A 23,464-nucleotide genomic window follows, 5' to 3' on the forward strand; every position below is an offset into this window, starting at 1 on the left:
GTTACACTTCTCCGGTGTGACCCATCCGAACGATACTCATAATAATAAGAGTCAGGAAGCCCTCATGAAGTCTCAAGCATCCTATCCCGTCATTCCCGTCAACCAGCTGAAACCCGGCATGTATGTCATTGCTATCGCCAGCCAGACAGGTGGGATGGAGATCGCCCAGATGGGCTTGGTGACCAGCGTGGCGCAAATTGCCAATCTGGTGCGTCAGGGGGTGCTCACGGTACGCATCGATCTGGCTCGCAGCAAACTGGGCAGTGCCGAAAGTGACGCCGTTACCTCCCCCGACCTCAATGCCAACAGCGCCCAGGTGGGACGCCGGGCCAGTGCCAACGGTGAAGGACGGGAGCTTAAAATCCGACGACTCTATCAGGAAGCGCGCGAGCTGCAAGGCAAGTTCATTCGCCACCTCAAAGCGGGTGAGCCCATCGACATCACCCCGCTGGCCGAAGTCGCCGAAGAGATGGTGGACACCATGTTCACCCACGGCGATGCCATGCTCTGTCTGGCCCGTATTCGCGCCAAGGATGCCTACCTGATGGAGCACTCCATGAACGTGGCCATTCTGCTGGCCAACTTCGGCCGCTATCTGGGACTGGAACGCAGCGTGCTCAAGGAGCTGACTCTGGGTGGCCTGCTGCACGACGTGGGCAAGATCATGACCCCGGACGAGGTGCTCCACAAACCGGGCAAGCTGACCGATGAGGAGTTCGCCATCATGCGTCAGCATGTGGTGCACAGTTACGAGATCCTCAGCAATACCCCTGGCATTACCCCCACCATGCTGGAGGTGGCCGCCAACCACCACGAGCGGCTCGATGGCTCCGGCTACCCGCAGCGACTCAAGGGGGAGCAGCTCTCTCTATATACCCGGATGAGCGGCATCGTCGATGTCTATGATGCCATCACCGCGGATCGGGTCTACAAAGCGGGTATGCAGCCGACCCAGGCCTTCCGCATTCTGCTCAAGGGGATCAATCAGCACTTCGATGCCGAACTGGTCACCAAGTTCATCAAGTGCATGGGGGTCTATCCGGTGGGAACCCTAGTACAGCTCTCAAACCAGCGCCTGGCTATCGTGATGCAGCGCAACGAGCAGCAGCCGCTCAAGCCGGTGGTCAAGGTGATCTATCACGCCACCCAGCGTCACTACCTCGAGGTACAGTGGCTGGATCTGGCCAAGTCAGGGGTGCAGGAGAGCATCGAAAACACGGTCGACCCCAAAGAGTTTGGCATCAACCTCGCCAACTTCTTCTAAATCTCTCACCTCGGATATTCATGATTGGCGCTGGCTGTCGAGCCAGTGCCGGATCAAAAACTCCTCATCCAGCGGCGAGAGATCAAAACGCAGACTGGCCTCTTCAATGGCAGAGATATCATGCTGGTGATGCTCGCTGAGCCAACGCACCGCACGACGCAAATCTTCACCATGGGGGAGTAGCAGATGGTCGCTCATGGGATACCTCCGGTAGACTGCAGGGCGGCCCGCGAATGTAGCCACCTCTTTCCAGTCTAGTCGGTCAATCCCCATCACCCGCGCTTCTTCACCCTCCCCCTCAATCACGGCAATCAGCTTGTCACCGGGATCAGCGACCGAAAGCGCGCTGCCAATCCTGATCAAACTTCGCCAATGCCGCATCCACCGCCGGCACGTTCAGCAACTGCTCCGCCACATCGAGCGGCAAGGTGATCGATTGGCAACCGGCCAGCAGACAGTCGAGCGCTTGACGGGGAGTGCGGAATGACGCTGCCAGCACCTTGCTGTTCGGTGCGTGCAGCGCAAGCAGCTGTTGCAACTCCTGCACGGTGGCAATGCCATCGCCCCCCTGGGCATCCAGCCGGTTAACGTAGGGCGCGACATATTCCGCCCCCGCCACCGCCGCCAGCCAACCCTGCTGCGGGGTATAGACAGCGGTGCCCAAAGTCGGCACACCGTTGGCGGTCAGGCTCTTGATGGCAGCCAGCCCCTCTGCGCATACCGGGATCTTGATCACCAGATCCGGGTCCAGCTCACGCAGGGCAAATGCCTCGCGCACCATCTCGGTTTCGGTTTTGGCCATCACCTGGGCAAACAGGCGCGCCTTGGGCCCCAGCACATCGCGCAGGGCGGGCAGCAGCTCACAGAGCGGCAATCCCCCAGCGGCGGTAATGGAAGGATTGGTGGTGACACCGGCCAACGGCAGGATCCGTGACCAGCGACGTACTGCCGCCACATCGGCGGTATCGAGATACAGCTCCATCTCTAACTCCTTAACGGGATGTTCAATATGTCGCCATTCTAGCGATAAAACATCTGCAAATAGCTTGATCGAAATCAAATCAACTTTCGAATGAAAGCAAATAGAATGCAAATACAAAAGGAGGCGGTATGATTTTCGACCTGCAACGATATTCAACTCACGATGGCCCCGGCATTCGCACCCTGGTGTTGCTCAAGGGGTGCTCGCTGGCCTGTCGCTGGTGTCACAACCCGGAAAGCCGCTCTCCCAAGCCGGACATACTACTCGACCGGCGCCAGTGCATCGAGGGATGCCAGCTCTGCAGCCAGGCTTGTCCGGCAATCTTGCGTGACAGCGAGGGCATCCAGCTCAGCCGCTCTGCCCTCAAGGCCGATGATATGGAACGGCTGCGCGGCCTCTGCCCTAGCGAAGCGCTGCAGGTGTGCGGCCGCGATGAAACCCTGGACACCCTGATGGACACCATCTTGCGGGATCGCCCCTTCTTCGAGCGCAGCGGCGGTGGAGTCACCCTCTCCGGCGGCGAGCCGTTTATGCAGCCCGAATTTGCTGCCAACCTGCTGGCCCGCTGCAAGGCCGAAGGGCTGCACACCGCGGTCGAGAGCTGCCTCCATGTGCCATGGCACCAGATTGAGCCAAGCCTCCCCTCACTGGATCTGGTGCTGGCGGATCTCAAACACGTGGATAAAGAACGTTTCTTCCACTGGACCCGCGGCAAGGTGGAGCTGCCCATCGCAAACCTCAAGCGCCTTGCCGAGCGCGGCGTGGCCATGCAAATCAGGGTGCCGCTCATCCCCGGTTTCAATGCCGACCGCGCATCGATCACTGCCATCACCGACACCGCAGCCAGCCTCGGCACGGTGCAGGAGATCCATTTTCTCCCCTACCACACCCTGGGGATGGGCAAATATGCCCTGCTGGATCTGCCCTATCAGGCGCCGGAGACACCGCTCGATGACCCCGATTTACTCAGCTTTGCCCACGCATACGCCCAACGTCAGGGGCTGACCCCTGTGACCAGAGGATAAGATCATGACCCAGCTCGACCTCAATACCCTCAGCCCGCGGATCCGCGCCCACAAAGAGAGCCTGATCCACATCGTTCAGCCACCGGTCTGCACCGAGCGGGCCCGCCACTACACCGAGGCCTATCAGGCTCATCTCGCCCGGCCGCTGCCGGTGCGCCGCGCTCTGGCGTTGGCCCATCACCTCAAGGAGCGCACCATCTGGATCAAGCACGACGAGCTGATCGTCGGCAATCAGGCCAGTCAGGTGCGGGCGGCGCCACTGTTTCCTGAGTACACGGTGAGCTGGATTGAGAAGGAGATCGACGAGCTGGCAGACCGCCCCGGCGCCGGTTTTGCAGTCAGCGAAACCGACAAGGAGATCATCCACGCCCTCACCCCCTTCTGGCGCGGTCAGACGGTGCAGGATCGCTGCTTTGGCCTCTTTACCGATGAGCAGAAAGCGCTGCTGGAGAGCGGCATCATCAAGGCCGAGGGCAACATGACCTCGGGGGATGCCCACCTCGCGGTCAACTATGAGGAGCTGCTCACGCTGGGGCTCGATGGCTTCAAGGCCAAGGTGGCCGAGCGCCGCAGTCGACTGGATCTGGCGGATTGGGCCGATCTGCAGCGCGAGCAGTTCCTGCACGCCGTCGCCATCACTCTGGATGCAGTCAGCGCTCACATCTCGCGCTACGCCACCCTTGCCAGCGACATGGCCAAACAAGAGCTGCGCCCAGAGCGCCAAAGCGAGCTGGAGACCATCGCGCTCAACTGCGCCCACATCGCCCACCAGCCCCCCGAGACCTTCTGGCAGGCGCTGCAGCTCTGCTACTTTATCCAGCTCATTCTGCAGATCGAATCCAACGGCCACTCGGTGTCGTTTGGCCGGATGGATCAATACCTCTACCCCTGGTATCGCCGCGAGGTGGAATTGTCGGAATCCCTGCCTCGGACGTGCGCTATCGAGCTGCTGCAAGGGTGCTGGCTCAAGTTGCTGGAGGTGAACAAGATCCGCTCCGGCACCCACTCCAAAGCCTCCGCCGGCAGCCCGCTCTATCAAAACGTCACCATCGGCGGCCAGAACTGGCGGGATGGCACTGCCCATGATGCTGTCAATGGCCTCTCCTACGCGATTCTGGAGTCCTGCGGCCAGCTGCAATCCACCCAGCCCAACCTCTCGGTGCGCTACCATGCCGGGATGAGCGAGGATTTCCTCGACGCCTGCATTCAGGTGATCCGCTGCGGCTTCGGCATGCCCGCCTTCAACAACGACGAAGTGGTGATCCCCGAGTTCATCAAGCTCGGAGTAAGCGTGGAGGATGCCCACCACTACGCCGCCATCGGTTGTATCGAGACCGCCGTGCCCGGCAAGTGGGGCTATCGCTGCACCGGCATGAGCTTTATCAACTTCGCCCGCATCCTGCTGGCCTCCCTTGATGGCGGCTGCGATGCCACCACCGGCAAGGTATTCCTGCCCCAGCCCCAGTCGCTGCGAGACGGGAGCTTTGGCAACTTTGACGAGGTGATGGCCCGCTGGGATGAGCAGGTGCGCTACTTCACCCGCAAATCCATCGAGATCGACTGCGTGGTCGACAGCGTGCTGGAAGCCCAAGCCCATGACATCCTCTGCAGCACCCTGGTAGATGACTGCATCGAGCGCGGCAAGACCATCAAGGAGGGGGGCGCCGTCTATGACTGGGTCTCCGGTCTGCAGGTGGGGATCGCCAACCTCGGTAACAGCCTGGCAGCCCTGAAGAAACTGGTGTTCGAGCAGGGGATTGTGGATCAGCAAGAGCTGGCCGAAGCACTCGAACAAGATTTTACCGGGCTAGCAGGGGAGCAGTTGCGCCAGCGCCTCACCAATGCCGCCCCCAAATATGGCAACGATCTGGACGAGGTTGACCTGCTGCTGGTGCAGGCCTACCAGAGCTACATCGACGAGCTCAAGGAGCTGCACAACACCCGCTTCGGCCGTGGCCCCATCGGTGGCACCTACTATGCCGGCACCTCCTCCATCTCGGCCAATGTGCCCTTCGGTGCCGCCACCATGGCTACCCCGGATGGCCGCCACGCCCGCACGCCGCTGGCGGAAGGGGCCAGCCCCTCGTCGGGTTCGGATCGTCTCGGCCCGACGGCGGTATTCAACTCCATCGGCAAGCTGCCCACGGCGGCCATCCTCGGCGGGGTGCTGCTCAACCAGAAGCTGAGTCCGGCGAGCCTTGAGAACGAGCGGGACAAGGCCAAGCTGATGAGCCTGCTGCGCACCTTCTTCGAGGTGCACAAGGGGTGGCACGTGCAGTACAACATTGTCTCGCGGGAAACCCTGCTGGCAGCCAAGGCCAATCCGGATCAGTACCGGGATCTGGTGGTGCGGGTGGCGGGCTATTCGGCCTTCTTCACCGCCTTATCCCCTGATGCGCAAGATGATATCATCGCCCGCACCGAGCACAGTCTCTGACGGGGCGCACCCATGGCGCCAGTGACGTCATATGATTGGCAAGCCACCCCACGGGTGGCTTGCCGCTATCCACCACCTTGCATGTGAGCGCACCATGAATCCACGCCACCAACTGATCCTCACTCTGGTCCATCAGGCTCGCAAGATGAGCGTGAGTGAACTCTCCCGACACACAGGCGTGTCTGAGGTGACGGTGCGCAACGACCTCACCGCGCTGGAGAAGCAGGGACTGCTCAGACGGGTACACGGCTCGGCCATGGCGCTGGAGACCGATGACCCGGATGCCCGGATGAACATCAATTACCTGCTCAAGGAGCGCCTCGCCGAGCGGGCCGCCCAGCTGGTGGAAGATGGCGAAACGGTCTTTATCGAGGGGGGCAGCGCCAACGCCATGCTGGCGCGCCATCTGGCCCTGCACAAACGGGTCACCATCATCACCATCAGCAGCTATATCGCCCATCTGCTCAAAGACACCCCGGCTCAGGTGGTGCTGCTCGGCGGGCTGTTCCAGCATCAGAGCGAGAGCGTGGTGGGGCCGCTCACTCGCCTCTGCATCGAGCAGGTGCACTTCTCCAAGGCCTTTATCGGGGTCGACGGTTTTCATCCCGAGATGGGTTTCACCGGCCGCGACATGATGCGGGCCGACGTGGTCAACAGCGTGCTGGCCAAGGGGATGACCAATGTGGTCATCACCGACAGCAGCAAATTTGGCGCCATCCACCCGAGCCAGCTCGGCGCGCCGGGTCAGATCAACGTGCTGGTTACCGACGATGCCCTGCCCGCCCCTATGCGGGCTGCCATTGCGGCCAAGGGGATCACCCTGCACTGCGTTGCGGCCTAGGCCACCCGCTAATTCACGCTATTTCATTGACCTGACAGGATAAAATTTTCATGATGAGCCAGTCCCCATCGGGACTGACATCACCAGTGCGTGATCTGCAGGAAGCAGACTTCAGGAGAGCAAGGACATGCCATCGACCATCAACGCCGGGGAGCGCCGACTCTCCCCTATCATTCGCGCCACCGCCATCACCCTGACCCTGTGCTGGAGCCCGTTTGGCTGGAGTGCCACACTACCCGCCGACTTGAAGTGGGAGAGCAACAACCAGGATCCTCTCTATGCCGATCCGGCCGCCAAGCGCGGCGGCACCTTTCGCACCTTTATGACCAGCTTCCCCCTGACCTTGCGCAAATATGGCCCCGACTCCAACGGCGGCTTTGCCGGTTACGTGCGGGAAACCAACCTGCCACTGCTGAGCACTCATCCCGTCACCGGCAACCCCATGCCGATGCTGGCAAACGAGTGGGCCTTCGGCGCCGACAACAAGACCCTCTATTTTCGCATCAATCCCAAAGCGCGCTGGTCAGACGGCCAGCCGGTCACCGCCGATGACTGGCTCTTTACCCTCAAGATGATGCGCAGCAAAGAGATCAACGACCCCTGGTACAACAACTACTACAGCACCCAGATAGCCGATATCACCAAGTTTGATGATCACACCCTGGCCATCACCAGCGGCACCGAAAAGAGCCGCCAGGATCTGCTCGAGTCACTGCCCATCAGCCCGGAGCCGAGCCACGCCATCAAGCTCACCGCCAACTGGGTCAAGGAGTACAACTGGAAGGTGTTGCCAGTCACCGGCCCCTATCAGATCGATCAGGTGAAAAAGGGTAAATCGGTCACCTTCAAGCGGATTGAAAACTGGTGGGGGGATGACGAGCGCTACTTCCAGCATCGCTTCAATCCTGCGCGGATCGAGATCAAGGTGCTCAGGGATCTGAACATCGCCTGGCAGCACTTCCTGCGCGGCGATCTCGACACCTTCCCGCTGGTGATGCCCAACTGGTGGCACGACAAGACCAAAACTGCAGAGTTCGAGAAGGGGTATATCGCGCGCACTTGGTTCTACAACCAGACCCCGCAATCGCCAATGGGGCTCTATCTCAACACCGCCGATCCGCTGCTGAATAATCTCGATGTGCGGCTCGGGATCCAGCATGCCCTCAACCTCGACAAGATGCTCACCACCCTGCTGCGGGGGGATTACCAGCGACTAAACAGTTATGGCTCAGGTCAGGGTGAGTTTACCAACAGCGAGATCAAGGCCCGTCCGTTCGATCCCAAACTGGCACGGGAATACTTTGCCAAGGCAGGCTTTAACAAAGTGGGGCCGCAGGGGATTTTGCAAAACGACAAGGGGCAGTCACTGACCCTCGCCATCACCTATACCACAGCAGAGCACGCCCAGCGGCTCACGCTGTTGCGGGAAGAGGCCAAGAAGGCGGGGCTTAATCTGGAGCTCAACCTGATGGATGCATCGGCCGGTTTCAAATCGATGCTGGAGAAAAAGCACCAGAGCGCCTGGATGGCCTGGGCGGGCAGCCGCTATCCCGCCTATTGGGAGTTCTTCCACAAGGTCAACGCCAACAAGCCCCAGACCAACAACATCATGAACATCGATGACGATGCCATCACGGCTCTGGTGGAGCAGTATGACAAGGAGTTCGACTTTGCCAAAAAGGCGGCCCTGTCACGGCAGATCCAGCAGCGGCTCTATGAGCTGGCAAGCTTCGTCCCCGCCTATCAGGTGCCCTACACCCGGGAAGGCGCCTGGCGCTGGATAAAACTGCCAAAAGTACCTGCAACACCCAAGAGCGAGCAGCTCTACTGGCCCCTCGGTGGCGACAACAGCGGTTACAGCTATGGCGGTCTGCTGTGGATCGATGAAGAGCTAAAATCCGAGACCAGGGCAGCCATCAAGAGTGGCAAGACTTTCCGGGCCGAGCCCATCATCGACACCACCTATCGCCAGCCCTGATAGCCACAACTCGTTTGGCAAACAGACCTAAAACAAAGACCCCGCCAGATAGCGGGGTCTTTGTTGGCAACCGGTGTTGCGAATAGCTCGGTGATCAGCCGCGTTTGGCCTGCTTCTCGGCAATGGCGTCAGCCACGTCGGCCGGCTCCAGTACGATGCCTTCCTGATCCGGGGTCGGGAACACAGCAACACACAGCTCATCCTGCTCCATACCGTCAACCCAGCGCTCCAGCCACACCTTGAGGGTGATGGACTGCGGCTTGCAATCGGCCCACTCACCTTCGGCCCACGCCTTGGCGTACTCCGGGTGCGGCCATACCGGGATGCAATCTTCATCATCGGTGGTCAGCATCATGACGCCATGCTCGTCAGTCAGGACGAACAGCTCTTCATGCTCGACCAGCTTGCTGATGAAGTGATCGTAACGGTAATCAGCGTTCAGTTGCAGCGCGGCATTGCGCTCGGTGTCGCTCAGTTCATAGCTCATTGGCCAAGTCTCTCTCTCGATAAAGGGCGCCATGTTCACATCTTGTCGTCAGCTTGTCCAGCTTGCAGCCCCTTGGCACCGGATGGGGAGGACAATGACGCAAATAAGGATAGAGCAGCCTCCTCGATAGCGAGACCGCCAGCCAGCATATTGCCCCTTTTACAGCGCAGGGGTGATCAGCTCCACATCAGGCTGCTCGCTCAGCTTTTGCCGCAGCCAGTAAGCGGATTCCACCTCGACAAAGCAGAGCAGATCCTGGCCATTGGCCGCCATCGCCATCAGCTGCTCAAAACGCTGCTGTTGCTGTTGCTCCCAGGCGGCAGCAAGTTTCACCCCGTGGGCTTCATCCACCACTTCGCGACGCAGCTCGAACAGGTTATCGGTGATCGGGCTGTTGATCTTGGCGGCGGTGTGCCAGTACATCAGCAGGTTATCCATCATCTCGCTGTCGTAGTTGGCCAGTGCATCCAGCTCGGGTGTATCACCGCTGTCGCTGGCGGCAAAATCACACCAGCCCGCATCGAGTGACGCCAGCTCATGAGCCCCCTTGGCATGCTTGCGTAACAGCGCAATGTCGGCCCCCTTGCGTGCAGGTAACCACACCTCGCCCTGATGGGCATCCAACAGGGACGTCAACGAAGCAGAGGGGTAAACCGGAAAGCGGGTACAAAGTGAATGCAGCAGGGATACCAGAGTGATCTTGACCATGAGCGATACCTTGAACAGGGCGAACAGCCACCAATAGACCGTCCGATATAAAGAAGTGCCCTATCCTACCACGTTTGGTCCGGCTCGGCCCTTGGCGAAGCTGTCAGCCAACCATCTGATTACGCCGAAAAAAACAGCATTTGAAACGCAGCATCCAGCCAAAGATCAATAATTTGAGCCAGCGCCCACTAAAGTGGATCCGGGGATGCTAGTTTGCATACATCTTTAGCGTAAGGAGTAAATCCATGATTGGGATCGACCAGGTTTCTAACGAATTCGTGAACGATTTGAAAATACTGGCATGCTTTGATCCGGCCAACATGAGCCTGGGGATTAAATTACGCAGCGATATGTCTGAAGAGTTGTGCCAAGCGGCAGCCCGTCTGCATCAACAGGGGCTCATCAGCGCAGAAGATGGCGGCTATCTCACCCCGTTTGGCATGACCATGGTTGAACACCTGCAACATCTGCTAGTCGCACTCAAACCGCTTTGACCGGCTGTGGCGCCCAGAGTGAAAAGTTGAGTAGCTCCCAGCGTTCCCCTTGGTGAAGATGACAGGCAAACAGCAAAGGACCTTCGGGTCCTTTTACTTTGCCATCCACCAGCCACTCCCCTTCCCTTTCAGGCACCAGTCGCGCATTCACCTCATCGGGTTGCTGTGCAGTGCCCATCCGGACATGGACAAATTGCTGGCAGATCATCTGTGCTTCCATCGCGGATTGCATCGGTACCGGCGCATCGGACGTCGGAGTCAAGGTGGCAGCAAGCAGGAGCGATAGCAGCATGATTCAGCACATAGGAATTAGTAGCAAAAGCCATATAAACAAAAAGCCGTGGCACCAGAGGTACCACGGCTTTCTTAAATTCTGTAAGAATTACAGAGCGGTTACGTTCTCAGCCTGCGGGCCTTTCTGACCTTGGGTCACAGAGAACTGTACGCGCTGACCTTCAGCCAGGGTACGGAAACCGTTACCTTGAATGGCGCTGAAGTGAACGAAAACGTCCGGGCCGTTTTCTTGCTGGATGAAGCCAAAACCTTTGGTTTCGTTGAAAAACTTAACGGTACCGGTGATCATGTTAGACATATCTTTTAAACCTGTATTCAAAATAATTACTTATGCTTTTCAGCGGGTAAAGCTCAAAAAACGGGATTAACTTATGAACAACAGGACAAGATGTGAAACATCGTATTCATTGACATAACTATCGCCCTTTCAAGCTGGTTTGGATTATACGTGGCTTTGTAGATTACGCAAACAAATTTGTGCCCTGCCAATGACAGGGCACAAACCGTTATAAGGTGGCTGCTTCCAACGCTTCGACCAGCGCTCTGAGAAAACGAGCCGCCTCGCCGCCGGTACAGGCTCTGTGGTCAAATGTCATCGAGAGCGGCAGTGCCCTCACCGGGCGAGCCTCCCCATGGATGAACACCACTTTTTCGAACAGTTTGCCTGCCCCTATGATGGCCACCTGCGGCGGCGTCACGATAGGGCTGGCATAGCGGCCCGCTATGGCACCGAAGTTGGTGAGCGTAATGGTCGCCCCCTGCAACATCTCGCGCGGCACGGCGCGCGCCTTCACATCGGCGATCATCCGATCCAGCCCCTGCCTGATATCTGCTCCCTCCCGCTCGGCGACGTTCTCCATCACCGGCACATAGAGGCCATGCTTTGAATCCACCGCGATGGCTACATTGACCTCTTTGAACAGCCGCCGTGACAGGGTGTCGCCATCAAACCAGGCGTTCATCGAGGGCTCGGCGCGGCACGCCACGCCAATGGCCTTGATAAGGCGCACCGTCACATCCTCATCAGGCCGCCAGTGACGTAAATCCACCTCGTCGGTGATGCTGACCGGTACCACAGCCTGATGAGAGAGCTCCATCGCCTTGGCCATGGCACGCCGTGACCCTTTGAGGAATTCGTTGCCACTGCTCTGCTGTGCCTCGAATGCCTGCTGCACATCCAGCTCGGTCACCATGCCGCCGCTGCCACTCCCCTTGATCCGGTCGATATCCAGACCCAGTTTTTGTGCCAGCAGGCGCACGGCAGGCATGGCTTGCACCAGCGCGCCACCCGGGGCAATGGCTCCTACCACAAAGTGATCCTCGATATGTTGCTGATGGGCGCTCACCTTGCCCACCACGGTCCCATCATCTTCGCCCCCCTCGAACTCCACCAGCGGCGCACCGATATGGAGGATATCTCCCTCTGCGCCGCAGAGACGGGCAATCACCCCGGCCACCGGAGAGGGCACATCCACCAGCGCCTTGGCCGTTTCCACCGACAAGAGCACCTGATCGACCGCAACGCTATCACCGGCGCTCACCTTCCATTCGACGATCTCGGCTTCGGCCAACCCTTCACCCAGATCCGGTAATTTGAAAAATTTCATAGCCACTGGTTCTCCATCAGCTGGTGAGCGGCATCGGCGATATCCTGCTCGGTGATGAGGTAATACGCTTCGTTGCGATAGTAGGGAACGGCGGCATCCACGCCGGTCAGCCGCTTGGGCGGCGCCTTGAGGCTGGGAAGTGCCTGCTCGGTCACCCGCGCCACAATCTCGGCCCCGACCCCGAAGCTGCCACACGCCTCGTGTACCACCAGCAAGCGACCGGTCTTGCGCACCGAGGTGAGGATGGTCTCCATATCCAGCGGCTTGATGGTGGCCAGATCCAGCACCTCGCACTGGATATCCTGCTCGGCCAGCAGGTTCGCCGCCCGCATCACCTCCTGAATGCAGGCCCCCCAGGCCACTACCGTGATATCCCGGCCCGGGCGCAGGGTGAAGCAGACATCCAGCGGCAGGCCGACACCGTCATCCACCACCTCGGATTTCATCGAGCGATAGATGCGATCCGGTTCGAAAAACATCACGGGATCCGGATCGCGGATGGCCGAGAGCAGCAGGCCATAGGCGCGTCTCGGGCTGGAGGGGATCACTACCCGTAGCCCAGGGATATGGGCAAACAGCGCCTCGACGCTCTCGCTGTGATGTTCAGGCGAATGAATGCCCGCGCCATACGGGGAGCGATAGACAAGGGGACAGGAGAGGCGGCCACGGGTGCGGTTTCGCATCCGCGCCGCCTGACAGATGATCTGCTCCATCCCGGGAAAGATGAAGCCCTGAAACTGGAACTCTGCCACCGGCTTGAGCCCCTGGGTCGCCATACCGACCGCCACCCCGGCGATCAATCCTTCGGCCAGCGGCGTGTCGATCACCCGCTTGAAACCGAACTTGTCGCGCAGGCCAACCGTGGCGCGAAACACCCCGCCGTTGACCCCCACATCCTCGCCCAACACCACCACATCCGGGTCATGTTCCATCTCGTAGTGAAGGGCCATGTTGACCGCTTCCAGCAAACTGATCTCACTCATGGCCAACCTCCTGCTTCATCCCCTTGGCAATCACTCGCTCGCGCTGGGGCAAGAGTTCGGTGGGCAGGCTGGCGTAGTGATAATCGAGCATCGCCTCCGGCGGCTGGGGCGCCATCGCCTCATAACGGGCGACCGCCTGTTCGACCTCTCGGGTAGCCTCCGCCAGCAGGCTCTGCTCCTGCTCTTCATCCCACCAGCCCTGGCTGTGCATAAACTGGCGCAGCCGCTTGACAGGCTCTTTCGCCCAGGCGGCCTCGACCTCGGCCCCATCGCGATAGCGAGTGGCATCGTCGGCCGTGGTGTGATCGCCAAGGCGATAACTGACCGCCTCGATCAGGGTCGGCCCCTTGCCGCTGCGGGCCCGTTCGACGGCACTGCGGGCGGCATCGTAGACCGCCACCACATCGTTGCCATCCACCTGCAGGCTGCGCACCCCGGCGCCAATACCCTTCTGGGCCAGCGTAGGAGCGCTCGATTGCAGCTTGCGCGGCACCGAGATAGCCCACTGGTTGTTGTTGACGATGATGACCATCGGCAGGTGCCAGACCCCGGCGCAGTTGAGACCCTCCAGAAAATCCCCCTTGGAGGTGCCGCCGTCGCCGATGGTGACTACGGCAACCCGCGGTTGATTACGCAGTTTGAAAGCCGAGGCAATACCGCAGGCGTGGGTGATCTGGGTGGCGATGGGGACGCAGATGGGGAGATCTTCAGAGGGATTCCCATCAGGTTTGAGAAAATAGCTGCCCCGCTCGTCCCCGCCCCAATATTGCAGGTTTTTCTCCATCGGTACGCCCCGCACATAGAGGGTGGGCATGTCCCGATAGTAGGGGACGTAGACATCCTGCGGCTGCATGGCGAGACCAATGCCAATCCCCACGGCTTCTGCGCCGAGATGGGAGGGAAAAGTACCGAGTTTGCCGGTTCGTTGCAGCGCAATCGCTTTTTTGTCATAGCTGCGCACCATCACCATATTGCGGTAGAAAGTGTGCAGTATCGCCTTGTCCAGCCAGGTCGGTAAGGTGGCGACCGGGCACCCTTCCGCATCGAGGTAACGAAGGAAAGGGATGTCGACATGGGTCATAACTGGCTCCTTGCCGTTGTGATCGTCACCGATGCTGGTGACACCTAGATGTAAATACCTTGTTAAATAAAAAGCAAAGGGATTTACTCAGGTAAGACCAGTAGAAACTTCTTTAAAGTAGCGAAGGAGCTGAATTTTCGGCGATGAGTGGCAAGGTATGCCGTAAATGGTGCAACTTTGCAGCGCTGAATGCAGGATGCCAAATGTGAAAAAGGGGAGCCTTGCTCCCCCATTGAGTTACTCAAGTCAGCATTTACTTCAGTTAGCTGTTACTTCGGTCCGCCGTTACTCCAACCAGCAGTTACGCCAGCCACTGTTGCAGCTGGCTGGCCATGCCAGCTGGCAGCAAGTGAGCGCGACTCAGCAAGCGGCTGCGCCAGGGCTCGGCCAGCAAGGTGGGGCAAATTCGCATCTCCCGTCCCCGGTCAGCCACGCGCACCAACCGATCGATGAGGGTCTCCAGCGGCGGATGCACCGGCCAGTGAGGATAGAGGTCGGCAGTCGCGATCCCGGCCAGCTCGCACACCCGCTCCTCTTCCTCATCTCCCTTCCCAGCAACCATTGGCCAAGGGTGAAGCACCTGTAGCCAGCCCGGTCTTGCCGCCTCCAGCAACTGACCCAGCGTCGGCTGCGCAAAATGGGGATCCCCTGCGGCTTTGAGCAGATGACGCGCCCCCGCCAGCACCACCGCGCCGCGCGGGGGAAGTGCAAGAAGATAGTCGGCCAGCGCCTGATCCCGCCCCCTGTTGTGTTGCTGCCACCGCTCCGGGCTCATCTCCTGCCACTCGAATAAGGGCTCGCAGAGATGCACCCGCAGCCGCATATGTTCAGGGCGCGCCATATTGCTCTGGCGCAGAGCGGAAAAGAGAGCCGGAAACTCGGGGGCCATCCAGGCAGGAAAGGCGCAGGAGTCGAGCCAGACCGGATAGAGCCGCGCCAGTGTCAGCGGCTCCCCTTGCCAACTCTCCTGCCCCGCCAGCCAGGCATCGAGCAAGCCCTGATGGCGGCGGTTGCCGCACTCCAGCACCAGATCAGTCATGACTCCCCAGTGCGCCGGATCACACAGCCAGGCGTGCTGGCGCCGGATAAAATCCGGGTGCCAATGCGGCTCCCCCAGCCCCACCAGCTTGCCCGCCAGCAAGGCTTCCCGGATAGCGGCAACCGGGGTCATGCGTCCCCCTCCTGCCAGATGTGCGGTTGTTGCCCGACCCCATCGACCCGCTCACAAATAAAAGCGCCGATCTTTGCCAGCCAGTCGGGATGCACCATCTCCTGATGCTGGCAGGGGAAGCGCTCATAGCTGATTTCCCCTTTTGTCAGCGACGCCCAGCCACGTCCATCCAGCCAGGGCTGGCGGGAGGCTGACGCCTCGATAAAGATCACCTCCCCGTGGTAGCAATAGTCGACCGGCTCACGGATCAGCCGATTGTTGTGGCCCACCAGCTCAATCATGGCGCTCACCACCTGCTCGTCGAGCATGGCCAGCGCACTCCCCTCTGCCCCCAGTCGGGCCACCACGTCGCCCCGAGTAAGGGAATCGAGCGCGTCGTCCGCAACCGCAATGCCTCCCATCCGCAGCAACGCATCGAGCATCCGCTGCTCGTCGGGCAACGGCTGGGTTTGCCACTGCTGGCAGGGGTAGGCGTCGAGCAGCAGCACCATAGCCACCTCCTGTCCCTGCTCTTGCAGCATGGCGGCCATCCGGTGCACCAGCATCCCCCCCAGCGACCAGCCGAGCAGCCAGTAGGGCCCCTCGCTCTGCTGACGACGCAGCTCGGTCACATAATCGAGGGCCAACTCGTCGAAGCTGGCAGGCAGCGGCGCATCCGGTTGGCAGAGCTCCCTTGCCTGCAAGGCATAGACCGCCATATCGGTCGGCAGATGGGGCACCAGCGGCGCATAACACCAGCCGAGCCCCCCTGCGGGATGGACGCAAAAGAGGGTGCGGCCTGATACGCCGGACTGCGCACCGGGCGCCCGCAAGGGCAACAGCATGGGCATGGCCTCCCGCTCGCCGCCAAGACGACGCGCCAGCTGGGCGGGGATCGGCGCTTCGAACAGGCTGGCCAGAGTGAGATCCTGTCCGAGTGATTCCTCAATACGCACCACCAGCTGCGCCGCCAGCAGGGAGTGGCCGCCGAGACCAAAGAAGTTATCGTCGGCGCCGACCCGCGCCAGCCCCAGTACCTCGGCGAAGAGGCGACAGAGCCGCTCCTCCAGCAGAGTTTTCGGCAGTGACTGACCCACTGCCGATGCCATATCGGGCAGCGGCAACCCCTTGCGATCAAGCTTGCCATTGGGGGTGAGTGGCAGCTCGGCCAGAGTAACCAAAAGTCCCGGTACCATGTAGTCGGGCAAGGCAGCGCTAAGGGCGGGTGCCAGCTCGGCCAGCGTCAGCTCTCTGCTATCTGAGGCCACCACATAGGCCACCAGACGGCGATCGCCGGGAGCAAATTCGGGGGCCAGCACCACCGCCTGCGCCACCCGGGGATGGCGCAGCAGCACCTGCTCGATCTCCTCCAGTTCGATGCGTTGACCACGGATCTTCACCTGAAAATCGAGGCGCCCCAGATACTCGATGGCGCCATCCTCGCGCCAGGCGGCCAGATCGCCGCTGCGATAGAGCCGTCCCGCCCCGAAGGGATTGGCAATAAAACGCTCGGCGGTGAGCTCGGGCTGGCCAAAGTAGCCATCCGCCACCTGCACGCCGCCGATCCAGAGCTCCCCCGCCACACCGGGGGGTACCGGCTGCAACCAGGGGTCGAGAATGTGGATGCAGGTATTCCAGACCGGATAACCGATGGGCACGCTGGTCACCGCCTCGTCTGCCCGGCAGGGATACCAGGTGACATCCACCGCAGCTTCGGTCGGGCCATAGAGGTTGTGCAAGGGGGCGGAGAATGTCCCATACCAGCGCTGCACCAGATCCGCGGACAGCGCCTCACCGGAGCAGAAGACCTGCCGCAGGGCGCAGCAACGGGCAGGCTCGGCCTGAGTGACAAAGATCTGCAGCATGGAGGGGACAAAGTGCAAGGTGGTGATCCCTGCCTGCTCAATCAGCTCGGCAAGGTAGGCGGGATCCTTGTGGCCGCCCGGTTTGGCGAGCACCAGCCGCGCCCCGGTAATAAAGGGCCAGAAAAATTCCCAGATGGAGACATCGAAACCGGCCGGGGTCTTTTGCAGCACCCGATCCGCCGGGCCGATGGGATACATGTGCTGCATCCAGAGCAGTCGGTTGACGATGGAACCATGGCTCACCACCACTCCTTTGGGCCGACCGGTCGAGCCGGAGGTGTAGATAATGTAGGCCGCATCTTCCGGCCCGGGAGCAGGCAGCTCACAAGGTGCTGTCGCCGCCACGTCTATCGTCGCCAGCTGCTCTGCCACACCGGGGGCATCGAGGCAGACAAGTGGTACGGCCACGTCGAGCGGCATCTGAAGCGTACGACTGGTCAGCACCAGCGCAGGGTCGCTGCTGGCGAGAATGTAGCCAATCCGCTCCGCCGGATAGTCCGGATCAACGGGTACATAGACGGCCCCCACCGCCATGATGGCCTGCTGGGCGAGAATAAGCTCGGGAGAGCGCGGGATCACTACCGCCACCCGACAACCGGGGCCCACGCCCCTCCCCGCCAGATAGCTGGCCAACTGACGGGTACGCTGGCGCAGCTCGGCAACACTCCAGCGCTCGGCGCCACACTCCAGCGCGATGGCGCTCTGATCTGCCGCCGCCAGCCCCTCGGCCAGCAGTGCGCTCAGAGTGGTAGTCGGCAACGGATAGTCGGTCTGGTTCCAGCGCACCAGCTCAGCCTGCTCACAGGACAGCAGCAGCGGCAAGCGCACTGCCAGGGCCTCGTCATCCGCCTCACTCCAGGCCGCCAGATAGGCCAGCAGGCGGGCCAGATGACGTTCGCTCTCCTGTTGGCTGAAGCGCCCCTGACGGGTTTCGAGGGTCAGGGTCATCGCGCCTGCCTCCTCGGCAAAGTAAAAGGCGCACTCCTCCACCGGCCCCGCTGCCAGCACCTGCACCTCGCCACGAACCTGGTTGTGTCCTTCACCAACGCTGAGGGTACGGGCAAAGGGCATCAAATTGACCTGAGGGCCAAACAGCGGCTGGCCCGGCTGACGCTGTTGTAACCACTCCTGACGGCAGCCCTGATGACGACGCAGAGCGGCAAATTGCCGCTCGACCTGTGCCAGTAACTCCCCTACCCGGCTGGTGCCGCTCAGTTCAATGCGCAGAGGCACCACATTGACCTTCATGCAGGGAGTATCGACCGCCGCTGAGCCCAGCCGCCCCATCAGCGGAATACCCAGCACCACCTCGCCAGCGCCACTCATCCGCTGCACATAGCTGGCCACCGCCGCCAGCAGCAGGCTGTAGGGGTGACAGGCCGAACGACTCGCCCGCGCCACCAATGCCTGCCACTGGCGGCCAGCAAGCCGTTGTTCAAGACGATATGTGGGGCCCGGCCCTTGCGCCGGACGGCGGGAGAGCGACGCCGGGTTCTCCACCCCGGCCAGCTGCTGCACGAAGAAATCGCGATCCCGCGCGGCACGCGGCGAATCCTGATAGGCCGCCTCCTCGGCCAACAACTCCTGCTGGGTCGCATAACGACAGGGAGCAGGCTGCTCGCCGATGCAGAGCGCCTCATACCAGCTCGCCACCCGCTGGCAGAGCAAACTCAGGCCAAAGCCGTCGATGGCGATATGGTGCACGGCAATAAACCAGGCCCACCGCCCCTCGCCAAGGCGATAGAGGGTGGTGGCAAACAGCGGCCCCCCGGCCAGATTGAAGGGGACGGCCAACTGCGCACGCATCTCAGCCTGCGCGGCTGCGAGCGGGTCGGCTTCGCTGCGCAGATCCCGCTCGCTCAGCTGCCAGCAGGCGGGGTTGGCCACCATCTGCGGGCCATCGGCAGTGGCCACAAAGGCGCAGTGCAGACCGGGGATCTCGTCGATGGTCTGACGCACCGCGCGGGTGAAGTGATGGGGAGCCAGCGCCCCCTCCAGCAGCCAGTACTCGCCGGTATTGCAGGCGGGGCTCTGCGGGTATTTTTGCTGGGCAAACCAGATGCCCGCCTGAGCAGTGGTAAGCGGCCAGCGCGGGTGCTCACCACGCAGGTGGGTGGCGCGCATCGCCATTGTCTGTTCCATGGAAATGTCCTTGCGCAAACATCGAGCGGGCAGTGAGTTGCTCCTGCCCGCATGGCTGAAAAGCGAGGAGGCAAGGCCTCCTCCATAAAGTGCGTGTCACGCCTGCCAGATCGGCAGCGCGCGGGCTAGACCCCCAAAGTGGCACCGCCATCGACCACCAGATCCTGCAGGGTGATATGGCTGGCGGCATCGGAGGCGAGAAACAGCACGCAGGCAGCCACCTCGTCGGGTGTTCCCAATTTGCCAAGGGGGATCCCCAGCTTGAACTGCCCGGGCAGGCCCGCGATTGTGCGCAGCTCCCCTTCGCGCTGCTCCGCCTCCCCCTCCTGCCACATGCCGTACAGCATCGGGGTTCGGGTCGAGCCCGGCGACACCAGATTGCAGCGCACCCCATAGGAGGCAAGCTCCAGCCCTGCCGTTTGGGTGAGGCTGGTCAGCGCCGCCTTGGAGGCGCCATAGATGCCCATCCCCACTCGCGGCACCCGACCGGCATTGGAGGAGACATTGACGATGGCGCCCCTGCGCCGTCCCTGAAACCAGGGGGTCAGGGCCCGCATCAGGTAGAAGGGGGCGAAGGTGTTGATGGCGAAGGTGCGCTGCAAGAGGGCGTCATCCACCTCATCGAGCCTGCCGGTCGCCAGTACGCCGGCGACATTGACCAGCACATCGGGCCCCAGCCCCTCGTCCAGCAGCTGTTCGCAGCAGCGGGTCACGGCCTCGCTGTCGCTGACATCGATCACCACGCCCTTCACGTTGCCGGGCAACGCCTCGGCCAGTTGCAGATCGAACGCCACCACGCTGGCCCCCGCCTCGGCAAAGGTACGCGCCACCGCATGGCCAATTCCCTGCGCCGCGCCGGTCACCCAGATGGTTCTGCCTTGCCACTCGCTCATGGGGTGCACTCCGGTTCGCTGACGTGCACTTCGTTGACCTGATAAGCCGTGGCCTGACTGACATTAAGCTGACGGGAGAGGAGCGCCCACCAGTGAGCCAGGGTCGGCGTGCGGGCCAACTCGGCCAGCTCCACCACCAGCCCCTGCTGACGCCACTCTTCCACCAGCCCCATCACCGCCAGCGAGTCGAGACCGTAGTCGAGCAGGTTGTCATCCTCGGTGGGCTGCTCCTGCTGCATCTCGGCGGGCAGCCGCGCCAACACCAGATCACGCAGTGACTCTCGAGTCAGAGGGCGTTTGCTGGCCGCCATCACCTCGGCCACGGTAATCACCCGACCGGCATTGCGGCTGACATAGGAGAGCGCCAGCAGATGATCCTCGCGTGAGAAGTCGGCGATGGCATCTGCCATCAGGAAGGGACGGATATCGCGCATAAAGGCATCGACCGCCGTCTGCATCACCCCGATATGACCGTAGATGCCGCAGATCACCAGCTGATCTCGCCCCCATTCGGCCATCAGCTCGGCCAGCGGTGAACGGCAAAAAGCGCTGTAGCGCCACTTGGTCAGCACCGTATCCTGCGGCTCGGGTGCCAGCGCCGGGACGATGGGTTGACGCTCCGGCGCCCGGGTCAATCCGGGCCCCCACATGTCGTTGAGCAGCGCCCGATCGGCCTGACTCTGCTCGGCGGGCTGGGCGGTATAGACCACCGGCATGCCGAGAGCACGCGCCTGACGGATCAGGATGGCGATATGGTCGATGACCTGATTGATCAGCGGATTGTCCGCCCCATAGAAGTCGACGAAATAGTGCTGCATATCGTGGACCAGCAAGGCAGCGCGGCCCGGTTCGAAAGGCCAGTTCACCCGCCCGCTGGGCAGTTCCTCAGCAGTGGGCAGCGGATAGGCGGCGAGGGATTGAATGGTCATGCACACTCCTTGGCGAGCTGCTCGCGCAGCGTCTGTTTGTCTATCTTGCCGACCGGGGTGTGGGGCAGTTGCTCCACCAGCACCAGGCGATCGGGCAGTTTGTAATCGGCCACCCCCTGCTCGCGCAGGAAACGGCGCAAGCGGGGCAGATTGAGGGGCTCGCGGCACATCAAAAAGGCGCAGCTGCGCTCCCCGAGCATGGTATCCGGCATGGCGACCAGTGCCGCCTGCCGCACCTCCGGATGAGTAATCAGCAGCTCTTCAATCTCGATGGCGTCGATCTTCTCCCCGCCCCGGTTGATCTGATCCTTGTTGCGTCCCACCACCATCAGATGGCCGCCGGGCAAGCGGCAGACCAGATCGCCGGTGCAGTAGAAACCGTCCCGGTCGAAAGCCCGCTGATTGTGGGCATCAGCCTTGAAGTAGCCGCGAAAGGTGTAGGGGCCACGCGTCCAGAGTTCGCCACACTCACCATCAGGCAAGGGGCGTCCGTCGCTGCCTCGCACCTCCACCTCGTCGCCCGGGCTCATCGGGCGGCCCTGGGTATTGACGATGAGCCAGTGGTCATCCTCGATGCGGGTGTAGTTGACCAGCCCCTCGGCCATGCCGAACACCTGCTGCAAGCGGCAGCCAAGGCGGCTCGCCACCGCCTCGGCGTGAGCCGGGCTGAGGCGCGCACCGCCCACCTGCACACACTCCAGAGAGGTCTGCGGATAGTAGCTGGCCGCCTCCAGCCAGAGCGCCAGCGCCGGTGGCACCAGTGCCGCCCAGTTGACCTGATGACGCTGCACCAGCGGCAGACAGGTTGCCGCAGAGGGATCTTTTGCCAGCACCACGCAGCCACCGGCATAAAACACCCCGAGTGCGCCGGGGGAACTCAGGGGAAAGTTGTGGGGTGCCGGCAGGGCGCAGAGATAGATCACCCGCTCATCCCAACCGCACACCGCCACACTCTGGCGCACGCTGTAGCCATAGTCATCGTGGGTACGGGGGATCAGTTTGGGGGTGCCGGTACTGCCGCCGGAGAGCTGGAAAAAGGCGACCTGATCGGCTGGAGTCGGTGTAGGCGCAGCAGCCACCTGCACAGAACCATCTGCACGGGTCATGGATTGAGGCTGACGCCATGCAAATCCAGACTGAAGATCGCCCCCTTCAGCCTGTTCGAAAAGCAGTGTCTGACAGGAAGGCGCCACCAGCTCGTCAAGGGCCGCGAGGCTCCCCGCTTCACCGGCAAAGCCGGGATGGGAGGGGCTTAGTACCAGCAAGGCGGGCTCAATCTGGCGGGCAAAGGCCACCAGCTCGCGCCGCTGGTGGCTGTAGAGAGCATGCACCACCACTACGCCGCAGCGGATCAAGGCAAACCAGCAGATATAGAACTCGGCGCAGTTGGGCAACTGCACCAGCGCGGTATCGCCATGACCCAGCCCGCGCGCGGCCAGCCGCGCCGCCAGCGCATCGACCTCACGTTTTAACTGGCCATAACTGAGGGTGCGTTCGCCACAGATCAGGGCCGTGCGCTCGGGATAACGTTCGACAGATTCATCGAGCAGGGCGGTGAGCGGTTGTCCGCGCCACCACCCTTGTGCCCGGTAGTGGGCTGCCAGCTCGGCGGGCCAGGGGGTAAAGGGCACCAGCGGCTTCATGCAGTTACCTCCGGCTCTCGGCTTTCGAGGCCGAAGGCGCGCAGCATGGTGCCGAGCTTGGCGGCGGTCTCTTGCCACTCCGCTTCAGGCGAGGAGCCCACTACCACCCCGGCGCCGGCATAGAGCCGCAGCTGCTTGCCGGCCAACACGCCACAGCGAATGGTGACTACCCACTCGCCATTGCCATCGGCATCCATCCAGCCAACGGCGCCGCAGTAGAAGCGGCGATCGTACCCCTCGAGCCGAGCGATGGCCTGACGCGCTGCCGAGAGCGGTGTGCCGCATACCGCCGGCGTCGGGTGCAGCGCCAGCGCCAGTGCCAGCACGGGAGAGGGTTCATGGAGCCGCCCGACGATACGGGTCGAGAGGTGCCACATTGTAGGAGTGGCGATCACCTGCGGCTCTGGGGGGACGTCCAGCTCGCGGCAGAAGGGAGCGAGGGCGGCGGCGACCGCATCGGCCACCAGCGCATGTTCATAGCGATCTTTCTGCGCCCCCAGCAGCTCGGCACTGGCCGCCAGTTGATCGGAAAACGCGTGCCACGGACGGGAGCCCGCCAGCGGATTGCTCACCACCGCCATCTCGCTGCGCGATACCAGCAGCTCGGGGCTGGCGCCAAGCAGGGTCTCTCCCTCCGGCAGCGGGATCTGGAACACATAGG

21 protein-coding genes are annotated in these 23,464 nt (G+C 61.8%); 6 read left to right on the plus strand and 15 right to left on the minus strand.

Annotation, left to right across the window (positions count from 1 at the left end; translation table 11 throughout):
• The first annotated feature begins 64 nt into the window (after positions 1 to 64).
• Complete coding sequence (locus tag AACS18_RS13895; RefSeq protein ID WP_019446125.1) at positions 65 to 1,264, plus strand: HD-GYP domain-containing protein; 1,200 nt, start codon at positions 65 to 67, stop codon at positions 1,262 to 1,264.
• Between the two features lie 18 nt (positions 1,265 to 1,282).
• Here the strand turns inward: AACS18_RS13895 and AACS18_RS13900 are convergent, their stop codons facing one another.
• Both AACS18_RS13900 and fsa read right to left on the minus strand, forming a co-directional pair.
• Positions 1,283 to 1,462, minus strand: coding sequence for a hypothetical protein (locus tag AACS18_RS13900; RefSeq protein WP_043823310.1), 180 nt, complete (start codon positions 1,460 to 1,462; stop codon positions 1,283 to 1,285).
• Positions 1,463 to 1,592: 130 nt separating this feature from the next.
• A complete protein-coding gene (fsa, locus tag AACS18_RS13905) occupies positions 1,593 to 2,246 on the minus strand; it encodes a fructose-6-phosphate aldolase (RefSeq protein ID WP_108614400.1) in 654 nt (217 codons plus the stop codon).
• 128 nt (positions 2,247 to 2,374) lie between these two features.
• Between fsa and AACS18_RS13910 the strand changes: the two genes are divergently transcribed.
• The 4 genes from AACS18_RS13910 (at position 2,375) to AACS18_RS13925 (ending at position 8,527) form a co-directional block, all read left to right on the plus strand.
• Positions 2,375 to 3,271, plus strand: coding sequence for a glycyl-radical enzyme activating protein (locus AACS18_RS13910; RefSeq protein WP_108614401.1), 897 nt, complete (start codon positions 2,375 to 2,377; stop codon positions 3,269 to 3,271).
• 4 nt (positions 3,272 to 3,275) lie between these two features.
• Positions 3,276 to 5,708: a formate C-acetyltransferase/glycerol dehydratase family glycyl radical enzyme gene (locus AACS18_RS13915; RefSeq protein ID WP_108614402.1), complete on the plus strand. Its 2,433-nt coding sequence runs from the start codon at positions 3,276 to 3,278 to the stop codon at positions 5,706 to 5,708.
• Between the two features lie 94 nt (positions 5,709 to 5,802).
• Entirely contained in the window at positions 5,803 to 6,549 is a 747-nt protein-coding gene (locus AACS18_RS13920) for a DeoR/GlpR family DNA-binding transcription regulator (RefSeq protein ID WP_005350628.1), read from the plus strand.
• A 127-nt stretch (positions 6,550 to 6,676) separates the two neighbouring features.
• A complete protein-coding gene (locus AACS18_RS13925; RefSeq protein WP_108614403.1) occupies positions 6,677 to 8,527 on the plus strand; it encodes an extracellular solute-binding protein in 1,851 nt (616 codons plus the stop codon).
• A 94-nt stretch (positions 8,528 to 8,621) separates the two neighbouring features.
• Here the strand turns inward: AACS18_RS13925 and AACS18_RS13930 are convergent, their stop codons facing one another.
• Together AACS18_RS13930 and AACS18_RS13935 are read right to left on the minus strand one after the other, a co-directional pair.
• Positions 8,622 to 9,014, minus strand: a complete 393-nt coding sequence (locus AACS18_RS13930) for a DUF2750 domain-containing protein (RefSeq protein WP_005334204.1) — start codon at positions 9,012 to 9,014, stop codon at positions 8,622 to 8,624.
• Positions 9,015 to 9,173: 159 nt separating this feature from the next.
• Entirely contained in the window at positions 9,174 to 9,722 is a 549-nt protein-coding gene (locus AACS18_RS13935; protein ID WP_108614404.1) for a hypothetical protein, read from the minus strand.
• A 245-nt stretch (positions 9,723 to 9,967) separates the two neighbouring features.
• Between AACS18_RS13935 and AACS18_RS13940 the strand changes: the two genes are divergently transcribed.
• Positions 9,968 to 10,216 (plus strand): TIGR02647 family protein, encoded by a 249-nt coding sequence (locus AACS18_RS13940; RefSeq protein WP_005334209.1) that lies wholly within the window; start codon positions 9,968 to 9,970, stop codon positions 10,214 to 10,216.
• On the opposite strand, the gene AACS18_RS13945 is transcribed toward AACS18_RS13940, so the two are convergent.
• The 11 genes from AACS18_RS13945 to AACS18_RS13995 form a co-directional block, all read right to left on the minus strand.
• Positions 10,203 to 10,508 carry a hypothetical protein gene (locus AACS18_RS13945; protein ID WP_108614405.1) on the minus strand — a complete coding sequence of 102 codons (306 nt, stop codon included), beginning with the start codon at positions 10,506 to 10,508 and terminating at the stop codon, positions 10,203 to 10,205. The two genes, AACS18_RS13940 and AACS18_RS13945, sit on opposite strands and share 14 nt — an antisense overlap.
• A gap of 90 nt (positions 10,509 to 10,598) precedes the next feature.
• The gene (locus tag AACS18_RS13950; protein ID WP_005302803.1) at positions 10,599 to 10,808 is read right to left on the minus strand and encodes a cold-shock protein; all 210 of its coding nucleotides are present in this window, start codon (positions 10,806 to 10,808) and stop codon (positions 10,599 to 10,601) included.
• Positions 10,809 to 11,016: 208 nt separating this feature from the next.
• Positions 11,017 to 12,117, minus strand: coding sequence for a dihydrolipoamide acetyltransferase family protein (locus AACS18_RS13955; protein WP_108614406.1), 1,101 nt, complete (start codon positions 12,115 to 12,117; stop codon positions 11,017 to 11,019).
• A complete protein-coding gene (locus tag AACS18_RS13960; RefSeq protein ID WP_021231077.1) occupies positions 12,114 to 13,100 on the minus strand; it encodes an alpha-ketoacid dehydrogenase subunit beta in 987 nt (328 codons plus the stop codon). Before AACS18_RS13960 ends, AACS18_RS13955 begins: the two co-directional genes overlap by 4 nt.
• Positions 13,093 to 14,181 carry a pyruvate dehydrogenase (acetyl-transferring) E1 component subunit alpha gene (gene pdhA / locus AACS18_RS13965; RefSeq protein ID WP_108614407.1) on the minus strand — a complete coding sequence of 363 codons (1,089 nt, stop codon included), beginning with the start codon at positions 14,179 to 14,181 and terminating at the stop codon, positions 13,093 to 13,095. Before pdhA ends, AACS18_RS13960 begins: the two co-directional genes overlap by 8 nt.
• Before the next feature lie 301 nt (positions 14,182 to 14,482).
• Complete coding sequence (locus tag AACS18_RS13970) at positions 14,483 to 15,352, minus strand: hypothetical protein (RefSeq protein WP_108614408.1); 870 nt, start codon at positions 15,350 to 15,352, stop codon at positions 14,483 to 14,485.
• Positions 15,349 to 19,338 (minus strand): non-ribosomal peptide synthetase, encoded by a 3,990-nt coding sequence (locus AACS18_RS13975; RefSeq protein ID WP_108614409.1) that lies wholly within the window; start codon positions 19,336 to 19,338, stop codon positions 15,349 to 15,351. Before AACS18_RS13975 ends, AACS18_RS13970 begins: the two co-directional genes overlap by 4 nt.
• Before the next feature lie 125 nt (positions 19,339 to 19,463).
• Positions 19,464 to 20,231: a 2,3-dihydro-2,3-dihydroxybenzoate dehydrogenase gene (gene dhbA / locus AACS18_RS13980; protein WP_108614410.1), complete on the minus strand. Its 768-nt coding sequence runs from the start codon at positions 20,229 to 20,231 to the stop codon at positions 19,464 to 19,466.
• Entirely contained in the window at positions 20,228 to 21,160 is a 933-nt protein-coding gene (locus AACS18_RS13985; protein ID WP_108614411.1) for an isochorismatase family protein, read from the minus strand. The genes dhbA and AACS18_RS13985 overlap by 4 nt, the downstream gene beginning before the upstream one ends.
• The gene (locus AACS18_RS13990; RefSeq protein ID WP_108614412.1) at positions 21,157 to 22,803 is read right to left on the minus strand and encodes a (2,3-dihydroxybenzoyl)adenylate synthase; all 1,647 of its coding nucleotides are present in this window, start codon (positions 22,801 to 22,803) and stop codon (positions 21,157 to 21,159) included. The genes AACS18_RS13985 and AACS18_RS13990 overlap by 4 nt, the downstream gene beginning before the upstream one ends.
• Positions 22,800 to 23,464, minus strand: a 665-nt coding sequence (locus AACS18_RS13995; protein WP_258228940.1) for an isochorismate synthase, incomplete at its 5' end; no start/stop codon positions are given. The genes AACS18_RS13995 and AACS18_RS13990, both read right to left, overlap by 4 nt.

This window comes from Aeromonas sp. HMWF015, assembly GCF_963878965.1.
In the GTDB taxonomy this organism is placed as follows: domain Bacteria; phylum Pseudomonadota; class Gammaproteobacteria; order Enterobacterales; family Aeromonadaceae; genus Aeromonas; species Aeromonas veronii.